This window comes from Clostridium sartagoforme AAU1 (genome assembly GCF_000401215.1).
Lineage (GTDB): Bacteria > Bacillota > Clostridia > Clostridiales > Clostridiaceae > Clostridium > Clostridium sartagoforme.
In genome coordinates, this window is sequence record NZ_ASRV01000115.1 from 1 (window position 1) to 1538 (window position 1538).

2 protein-coding genes and 1 pseudogene are annotated in these 1538 nt (G+C 25.6%); 1 reads left to right on the plus strand and 2 read right to left on the minus strand.

Annotation, left to right across the window (positions count from 1 at the left end; all coding sequences use genetic code 11):
• Positions 1 to 101: 101 nt before the first annotated feature.
• Both A500_RS20395 and A500_RS09090 read right to left on the minus strand, forming a co-directional pair.
• Complete coding sequence (locus A500_RS20395; RefSeq protein WP_157453637.1) at positions 102 to 281, minus strand: hypothetical protein; 180 nt, start codon at positions 279 to 281, stop codon at positions 102 to 104.
• Positions 282 to 463: 182 nt separating this feature from the next.
• On the minus strand, positions 464 to 811 hold the full coding sequence (locus A500_RS09090; RefSeq protein WP_016207283.1) for a hypothetical protein: 348 nt from the start codon (positions 809 to 811) through the stop codon (positions 464 to 466).
• Positions 812 to 1247: 436 nt separating this feature from the next.
• Here A500_RS09090 and A500_RS22160 point away from each other — a divergent pair.
• Positions 1248 to 1538 (plus strand): annotated as a pseudogene (locus tag A500_RS22160) (tRNA 2-selenouridine(34) synthase MnmH); the annotation flags it as partial.

Below are 1538 nucleotides of genomic sequence, written 5' to 3' on the forward strand. Positions count from 1 at the left end.
GAAGACCTAAGGTGAATAAAAAAGATAGTAAAGACACTTGATTTTATACAAATGTCTTTACTATCCCAACACTAAAGTACTTTTATTAAACCTTCATTTGGCTAATTTGGATATTCAGAATGGTGAACTGATATTAACGCCGAATTTCCATTAGTCCCCAGCGTTTCCTTGAAGGTTGCAGCAGTATCGATATTTGATCCCTTAAAAATATAACTTATAATACCTTTCATATATATTTGAGCGTATTTAGAATTACTAGAAATGTTGTACCAAGATCTCACCGGTGTCCAACCTGATAAAGTTACCCCAGTTTTATATGAATCACCTAAAAGAGTAATACCTCTTATATAACCACTAGAAACTATAGCGTTGAAATCTTGATTAACGTATCCCCAACCGATAGCAGGAATAATATTTTCGACTCTAGCAGTATAATAACTTCCGTTATTTACAAGAAAAGGAGTTATTCCTGAATATATATTTTTTTCTGTTTACTTTCAATAGATGTATTAAGGTTAATTAGTTCTGATTTTAATTGAGAAATGGCTTCTGATATTTCTAATTCAAGGTCTTCTTGACTTTTAATTAAATTATAATCAATATTAAAATTAAGATTTTCAAAAGTTACGTTTATATCATTTTCTTGAGCAAATGAATTTAAATCATTCGCTATTTGAATATTTATTTGACTTTGCTGCTCTTGAGTTAGTTGGAAGTCGTTAAAGCTATAAGCTTTTACTGTAACTGTGTTTAGTCCAATAATACTAAGTAATAGTAAAGAAGAAAGTAGTTTTAAGAAATTATTTTTCATGTTAATCATTCCTAAAATTAATTAAATTTTTTATTTATCAAGTTTTTTGATAAAATGATTAATATATAAATTATAAATATATTTAAAATAAAGATTCCTAAGTCAAAGTCAAAAGAAGAAAAAAGATTTATATTAAAATTTCTTTCATATACCACAAGAAACTTTAAAGGAAATCCAGCTTGAAGACTATTATTTCCAATAGCTTTTAGGGGGGAAAAATATGTTAATAATATTACTATAAGTATAGATATAGTAATATATTTAAAGTTTATTTTTTTTAGAAATTTATTCATAAAACAACCTCACTAAATAATAAAGTAAAATAAGTCTAAGCATATGCACATTCAACTATAATCCTTCCTACAACAATTATAGTTTATATTGTTATAAAAGTCAATAAATGTAAAATGGTAATTTTAAAAATAGTCTTGAAAATAATTTAGCATATGCTTTAATTAAATGCATAGAACAAGATTTTAAACATATTGTTTTTGAAGATGAAGGAAAAAACATAGGCAAAAATTTTATTCCTCAAGACTTCTTTGATCATTTTCATAATGGAAATACAGTGTTCTTAGAAGCATCACTAGAAGAACGAATAGAAAATACCTTAAAAGAATATGTTATAGATTCTCAAATAGAATATGTTAATAAGTTTGGTAAGGATCTAGGCTTAAATGAATGGTTTAATTACATATATTCCAGTATGGATAGAGTTAAGAAAAAA